Below are 6,452 nucleotides of genomic sequence, written 5' to 3'. Positions count from 1 at the left end.
AGATGTGTATAAGAGACAGCCCCTGCGCCCGCCGCTCCGGTCCCGACGCCGACGCCCACCACGCCGACGCCGACCCCCACCACGCCGGCCGGGACGACGCCGACCGGGACGACGCCGACCGCCGGTGACGTGGGCACCGGCACCGGTCGGACGCCCACCGGGACCCTTGCCTTCACCGGCAGCGACCCGACGCTCCCGCTCGGCATCGCCGGCGTGCTGCTGGCCGCGGGCCTCGGACTGACGGTCGTCGCCCGACGTCGTCGCGCAGGCCGCGTCTGACCCCGACCCCTCCCCGACGCACACGGCACCGCTCGTCCCCCGACGGGCGGTGCCGTGTGCGCCCGAGCGTCGAGGCGGGGCCGCGCCTGCCCGGGAACCGGTCCAGCGCCTCCCGGCTAGCGTCGCGGCCATGGCCGTCACCGAGATCTGGCTCGTCCGCCACGGAGAGTCCACCGCCAACGTCGCAGCAGCCCGGGCGGAGGCCGCCGGGGCCGACGTCATCGAGGTCGACCACCGGGACGCCGACGTCCCGCTGAGCCTGCTCGGCGAGGAGCAGTCGCGAGCGCTCGGAGCGGAACTCGCCGAACGCGGGGTCGACGACGTCCCGGTGGTGCTCTGGGTCTCCCCGTACCGACGCGCGCAGCAGACGATCGGCATCGCGCTCGAGGCCGGCGGCCTCGCCGAACCCCCGCGCCGCGTCGACGAGCGACTCCGCGACCGGGAGCTCGGCGTGCTCGACCGGCTCACCCGGACCGGCTCGGCGAACCTGCACCCCGACGAGGAGCAGCGCCGGCAGTGGCTGGGCAAGTACTACCACCGACCCGCGGGCGGGGAGTCCTGGGTCGATGTCATGCTCCGGCTGCGCTCGCTGCTCGCCGACGTGGACCGGCTCGACGGTGCCGACCGTCTCGTCATCGCCGCGCACGACGCCGTCGTCATGCTGGTCATCGCCGTCTGCCTCGACCTCGACGAGCCGGAGCTCATGGACTTCGCCGAGTCGCACACCGTCGCGAACGCCTCGTTGACCCGGCTCCGACGCGAGGGCCTCGGGAGCCGCTGGTCCCTCGAGGAGTTCTCCGGCAGCGGCCACCTCGACGAGGACCCGGGCGCCACCGTCACCGAACACGAAGGCCGGAAGGACGACGCCCGTGTCTGAACCCACCCCCGTCACCCCGAACCTGCTGCGCGAGTGGACCCTGCCGGAGGTCGGCGGGAGCAAGTACGGCCGCGGGCAGGTGCTCGTCGTCGGCGGCGCGGCCAAGACCCCCGGTGCCGCGATGCTGTCCGCGACCGCGGCGCTCCGCGTCGGTGGTGGCCGACTGACGCTCGCCGTCGCGGAGAGCGTCGCCCCGCACGTCGCCGTCGCCCTGCCCGAGTCCGGCGTGCAACCGCTGCCCCAGGACGACGACGGCCACGTCGCGGTCGGCGCCGTCGACACCCTGACGGACGACCTCGCGAGCGCCGACGCCGTGCTCGTCGGACCGGGCCTGGACGAACCCGACGGCAGCCGTGACCTCGTCGCCGGACTCGCCGCGGCGGTCGGTGACGACACGATCGTGGTGCTCGACGCCTTCGCGCTCGGTGTCGCGGCGGACCTCGTGGACGAGCTCGCGCCCCTGCGCGGACGACTCGTGATGACCCCGAACTCCGGCGAGGCGGAACGGCTCCTCGGCCGTGACTGCTCCGACGACCACACCGACGCGGCGGAGATCGCCGAGCGCTTCGGTGCCGTCGTGTCGCTCGGCGGGGTCGTCGCCGCGCCGGACGGCCGGGCGTGGGCGAAGGGCACCGGTGCCGGCGGACTCGGGACGAGCGGCAGCGGCGACGTGCTCTCCGGCGCGATCACCGGCCTGCTGGCACGCGGGGCCGACGTCGCCCAGGCCACCGTCTGGGCGACGCAGGTGCACGCGGCGGCCGGCGACCGACTGGCCGTCCAGGTCGGGCCGATGGGGTACCTGGCGAGCGAGCTGCTCGGCGAGATCCCGCGGGTCCTGGTCGAGTTCGGCGCCTGACCGGGTCACCCCCGGAGCGACGCCACCGCCTGCTCGATGCGCCGCGCGCGGGTCTCCGGTGCCTTCGCCTGCTCGACCGGGTCGACGAGCGCCCGCTTGCGCGACCCCGACAGGGTGTCGAACGCAGCACGGACCCCCGCCGCGCTGAGCGCCGCGTCGAGGTCGGCGGGCACGTCGACGGTCCGCGGCAGGGAGTCGACCTCGAGGGACACGGTCACGCTGTCCCCGGCCGCGATCCCGGCAGCCGTCCGGTGCTCTGCGGACAGCGGGACGAGGAACTCCCCTCCCATGACGCCGACCGTCGACCGGTACGTGTACCCGCCGTCGATCGTGACGACGACCGCGGGACGCCGGCCCGACCCGAGTTCCTCGACGACCTCGGCCGGGACGGGCAGGCCGGTCGCGGTGCCGCGCGCCTGCCGGACGGTCGTCGTGAACTGCATGCGGGCCTCCAGGGCGGCTCGGCGGCGTCAGCCGCGGTCTCCGGCGCGCTCGTCACGCACCACTGCGGATCCCCACGACGGTACCTGCGCCGGTGGCGTTCCGCCAGCGGCGCCGACCGTCAGCGCTCGAAGCGGGCAGCGACCTCGTCGGTGAGGGCCGCGTCGACCCGTCGGCGCATGTCCTCCGACATGTCCGGGAGGCTCGTGACCGGTGCCCAGAACGCCTCCGTGTTCTCACCGTCGGCCGGGTACGGGTCGCCGGAGACCCAGCGGCAGGCGAAGACGAGGTCCATGTACTGGGCGCGGTCGCCGTTCGGGTAGGTCATCGGCTCGAGCGTCCGGACCCACGCCAGGCGTTCGGCGACGGCGACGACGTCGGCCTCCTCGAGGACCTCGCGCTCGGCGGCGACGGCGGGTTCCTCGCCCGGGTCGACGATGCCGGTGACCGGGGTGAGGGCGCCGTTGTCGGCGCGGCGGACGACGAGCACCTCGCGGTCGTCGCCCTCGCCGCGGGTGACGACCGCGGTGACGCCGGTGAGCCAGAGCAGGTCGTTCCCGACCTTCTCGCGCAGGGACAGGACGAAGTCGGGAGTGGGCATGCCGTCACGCTACCGACCCCACGGCGTCAGGTGCTCCGCAGCACGGTCAGGCTGTGTGGCCGCAGCCGCAGGAATCGCGGACGACGAGGCGCCCGTCGAACAACTCGTGCCGACCGTCGTGTCCCGGGGTGAGGACGCGGCTGACGGCGCTGCGGGCCATGTCCTCGATCGGCTGCCGGAACGAGGTCAACCCGGGCCAGGCGTACTCGGCGTCGGACGACCCGTCGAACGAGGCGATCGCGACGTGGCCGGGTACTGCGACCCGGCGCTCGTGGAAGGCGCGGAGGACGCCGATCGCGGTCCGGTCGGACGCGATGAAGAACGCCGGGGCGGCGTCGGGGCCGCCGACCCGCAGCGCGTCCGCGATCCGCACGCCGGCATCGTGGCCGCCCCGGCGGGTCAGGTCCGCGGGCACGAACGGGCCCGGGGAGACGCCGGCCGCCGCACACGCCTCCAGCCACCCGACACGACGTGGCTCCGTCGGGTCGTCCTCGCCGACGAACCCGACCGAGCGGTGGCCGTGGTCGAGGAGGTGCGCGGTCGTGGCGACGGCGCCGGCGCGGAGGTCCGTCCCGAGGGTGTCCGCCCCGGGTTCCGGCGTCACCACGTTCAGGGTGACCCAGGGCAGACCGACCTGGTCGAGGGCCGGCCGGTCGAACGCCGTCCCGCCGGCCAGCACCAGCACGCCGTCCACCTGCCGGGACGCGAACTCACGGAACCGCGCGAGCACGTGCTCCGGCTCGAACGAGGACGACGTCGTGTACAGGGCGTAGCCGCGCTCCCGGGCGGCGCTCTCCAACGTGCCGGCGTACTCGGCGAAGAACGGGTTGTCGAAGACCGGGTCGGGTCCGCTCGGGACCAGGAAGACGAGCGTGCTCGCCGAGCCCGAACGGAGCGCCCGTGCGCTGAGGTTCGGGCGGTAACCGAGCTGGGCCACGGCGGCCCGGACGCGCTCAGCGGTCGCCGCGGCCACCGGGGGGCCGCCGTTCAGCGTGTAGCTGACGACCGCGTCGGACACCCCGGCGAGCTTCGCGACGTCACGCCGGGTGGGCTTCCGGGGTGCGCCGCCGGCAGCGCCTGCAGCGTCGCTCGTGCCGCCGGTGCCGCGCGTGTCCATGTGCCTCCCTCGGCTCCGCTCGTGGTCCGCCCCGGGCCCGGTGGTCACCCTACGACGCGGCCGGGCCCGCGTCGGTCACGCCGCCTCGGTGGTCGCCGGCAGGGCGGTGCCGACCGCGACCGGAGCGTCACCGAGGTCGGGGACCTGGAGGCGCTCGCCGCCGCGCAGTGCGGACTGGTACGCCACCAGGCCGGGCAGCGTGTACCGCGCGGCGACCCACGCGTTCACGGTCGGCAGGGTGCGCGTCTCGACCGCGCGGACGAAGTCGTCGACGAGGAACCGGTGGCTGCCCTCGTGGCCGTCGGGTGCGACGTCGAACTCGCGGGGCAGACGACGGGCCTCTTCCGCGTGCACCTCGGCGTGCCCGGAGCTGAAGGCCTCGCGCAGGGACGGCGCGATGTCCGCCAGGAGCGGGTCGTCCAGCCCGATCGACGGCTCCGAGGCGAGGCGGGCCGTGACGTCCTCGACGCCGTCCTTGTCCTGCCAGAGGGACGTCGTGGCGAGCTGCTCGAAGCTGCCCTCGGTGCCGAACCACCGGAAGCGGCTCTCCCGGATCGGCGACGGGTACCCCACCCGACGGAACTCGTTGATCCGCATGGAGCCGCCGCCCGCCAGTTCGAAGAGCGCGGTCATGTTCGAGAAGTCGTTGTCGAACATGCTGACCTCGGTGTCGAACACCCCGTCGTCCTGCTCGTCGTGCACACCGATGCAGCTGACGCTCGTGACGTGGGTCGGCAGCGCCCCGAGCACCCCGCCGATCGCGTGCGTCGGGTACCACATCGGTGGGTAGCTCGCCGTCGCCTTCCAGCCGTCACCGCCGCTGTACCGGTAGGCGTCGTAGAAGCCGAGGTCCATGTCGTGCAGGTAGTCGCCCTCGGCGTAGAACACCCGCCCGAACGCGCCGGCGTCGAGCTTCTGACGGGCGAACACCGTCGCCGGGTTGTACTGGCTCGTCTCGCCCATCATGTAGGTCAGACCGGTCCGCTCGACGATCTCGACGACCGCGCGGATCTCGTCCTCGGTCACCGCCATCGGGACCGCCGAGTACACGTGCTTGCCCGCTTCGAGGGCCCGGGTGACGATCGGCCCGTGTGTCCACCGCTGGGTGAAGACCGCCACGGCGTCGACAGCCGGGTCCGCGAGCATCGTGTCGAGGTCCGGGTACGTGCCGGCGAGTCCGAGCTCGGCGACCAGGCGCTCGGCGCGGCCCTCGATGACGTCGGTCGCGAAGACCGCGCCGACCCCCGGGTGCAGCTGGAAGAGGGAGGCGAAGTGGGCCGAGAACTGGCCGGCTCCGACGATCCCGATCGTGAACGTCATGGGGGCTCCTGAGCAGTGTCACGCCGGTCCCTCGTCGGACCGGTCGGACCCAGACTGTTGTGCGGATTTACTCGTGTCAACCCTTCCGTCACGCGGCAGGTCCCTCGCTGCGCACGTCGCCGCGGGACGCCCCTGACGGGACACTGGTCATGACCAGTAGGCTGGCGGCGTGGAGATCATCATCCTGCCCACCCCGGCGGAGGTCGGTCGCGTCGCCGCGGCCAAGATCGCGTCGGTCGTCACCACGAAGCCCGCGGCGGTCGTCGGACTCGCCACCGGGTCGAGCCCGCAGGGCATCTACGCCGACCTGCGCCGCCGGGTCGAGGCCGGCGAGCTGTCGTTCGCGCAGGCGCGCGGGTTCGCCCTGGACGAGTACGTCGGCATCCCGCTCGAGCACCCCGAGTCGTACGCCAGCGTCATCGCCCGCGACGTCGTCGAGCCCCTCGGCTTCGACCCCACCCGGGTGCGCGTGCCGGACGGCCGCGCGGGGGACCTCGCCTTCGCCGCGAAGGAGTACGACGCCGCGATCCGCGCTGCCGGCGGGGTCGACGTGCAGATCCTCGGCATCGGGGCGAACGGGCACATCGGGTTCAACGAGCCGACGTCCTCGTTCGCGTCCCGCACCCGCATCAAGACGCTCGCGCCGTCCACGCGCGAGGCCAACGCACGGTTCTTCGACTCGCTCGACCAGGTGCCGACGCACTGCATGACCCAGGGGCTCGGCACGATCCTCGAGGCCCGCGAGCTCGTCCTCGTCGCCCAGGGCGCGGCGAAGGCGGACGCGGTCGCCGCCGCCGTCGAGGGTCCGCTGTCGTCCTTCGTGCCGGGCTCCGCGCTGCAGCTGCACGAGCACGCCACGGTCGTCGTGGACCAGGAAGCGGCCGCGGGCCTGCAGCTCGCCGACTACTACCGGTACACGTACGCGAACAAGCCGGAGTGGCAGCGGTTCGAGTAGCCCCGC

8 protein-coding genes are annotated in these 6,452 nt (G+C 73.9%); 4 read left to right on the top strand and 4 right to left on the bottom strand.

Annotation, left to right across the window (positions count from 1 at the left end; translation table 11 throughout):
* The first annotated feature begins 129 nt into the window (after nt 1-129).
* From DEI84_RS12840 to DEI84_RS12830, 3 genes are all read left to right on the top strand, one after another.
* Nucleotides 130-279: an LPXTG cell wall anchor domain-containing protein gene (locus tag DEI84_RS12840; protein ID WP_110891115.1), complete on the top strand. Its 150-nt coding sequence runs from the start codon at nt 130-132 to the stop codon at nt 277-279.
* A gap of 130 nt (nt 280-409) precedes the next feature.
* Complete coding sequence (locus DEI84_RS12835) at nt 410-1,156, top strand: histidine phosphatase family protein (protein WP_110891114.1); 747 nt, start codon at nt 410-412, stop codon at nt 1,154-1,156.
* Complete coding sequence (locus DEI84_RS12830; protein ID WP_110891113.1) at nt 1,149-2,012, top strand: NAD(P)H-hydrate dehydratase; 864 nt, start codon at nt 1,149-1,151, stop codon at nt 2,010-2,012. Before DEI84_RS12835 ends, DEI84_RS12830 begins: the two co-directional genes overlap by 8 nt.
* Before the next feature lie 5 nt (nt 2,013-2,017).
* Here the strand turns inward: DEI84_RS12830 and DEI84_RS12825 are convergent, their stop codons facing one another.
* The 4 genes from DEI84_RS12825 to DEI84_RS12810 form a co-directional block, all read right to left on the bottom strand.
* Nucleotides 2,018-2,455, bottom strand: coding sequence for a YdeI/OmpD-associated family protein (locus DEI84_RS12825; RefSeq protein WP_110891112.1), 438 nt, complete (start codon nt 2,453-2,455; stop codon nt 2,018-2,020).
* A gap of 119 nt (nt 2,456-2,574) precedes the next feature.
* Entirely contained in the window at nt 2,575-3,054 is a 480-nt protein-coding gene (locus DEI84_RS12820) for an NUDIX domain-containing protein (protein ID WP_110891111.1), read from the bottom strand.
* Nucleotides 3,055-3,100: 46 nt separating this feature from the next.
* Nucleotides 3,101-4,171 carry a LacI family DNA-binding transcriptional regulator gene (locus DEI84_RS12815; RefSeq protein WP_110891110.1) on the bottom strand — a complete coding sequence of 357 codons (1,071 nt, stop codon included), beginning with the start codon at nt 4,169-4,171 and terminating at the stop codon, nt 3,101-3,103.
* A 75-nt stretch (nt 4,172-4,246) separates the two neighbouring features.
* On the bottom strand, nt 4,247-5,491 hold the full coding sequence (locus tag DEI84_RS12810; protein ID WP_110891109.1) for a Gfo/Idh/MocA family protein: 1,245 nt from the start codon (nt 5,489-5,491) through the stop codon (nt 4,247-4,249).
* 169 nt (nt 5,492-5,660) lie between these two features.
* On the opposite strand from DEI84_RS12810, the gene nagB reads away from it, so the two are divergent.
* Nucleotides 5,661-6,446, top strand: coding sequence for a glucosamine-6-phosphate deaminase (gene nagB / locus DEI84_RS12805; RefSeq protein WP_110891108.1), 786 nt, complete (start codon nt 5,661-5,663; stop codon nt 6,444-6,446).
* The last annotated feature ends 6 nt before the right edge of the window (nt 6,447-6,452 follow it).

It is taken from the genome of Curtobacterium sp. MCBD17_023, from assembly GCF_003224415.1.
In the GTDB taxonomy this organism is placed as follows: Bacteria; Actinomycetota; Actinomycetes; order Actinomycetales; family Microbacteriaceae; genus Curtobacterium.
Note: the sequence above shows the minus strand (reverse complement) of the source record. Positions and strands in the feature narration are given on the sequence as shown.

Excerpts from the sequence above, each read along its gene's own strand:
- DEI84_RS12835 (WP_110891114.1), top strand. The coding sequence starts at position 410 with ATGGCCGTCACCGAGATCTGGCTCGTCCGCCACGGAGAGTCCACCGCC.
- DEI84_RS12825 (WP_110891112.1), bottom strand. The coding sequence starts at position 2,455 with ATGCAGTTCACGACGACCGTCCGGCAGGCGCGCGGCACCGCGACCGGC.
- DEI84_RS12820 (WP_110891111.1), bottom strand. The coding sequence starts at position 3,054 with ATGCCCACTCCCGACTTCGTCCTGTCCCTGCGCGAGAAGGTCGGGAAC.
- DEI84_RS12815 (WP_110891110.1), bottom strand. The coding sequence starts at position 4,171 with ATGGACACGCGCGGCACCGGCGGCACGAGCGACGCTGCAGGCGCTGCC.
- DEI84_RS12810 (WP_110891109.1), bottom strand. The coding sequence starts at position 5,491 with ATGACGTTCACGATCGGGATCGTCGGAGCCGGCCAGTTCTCGGCCCAC.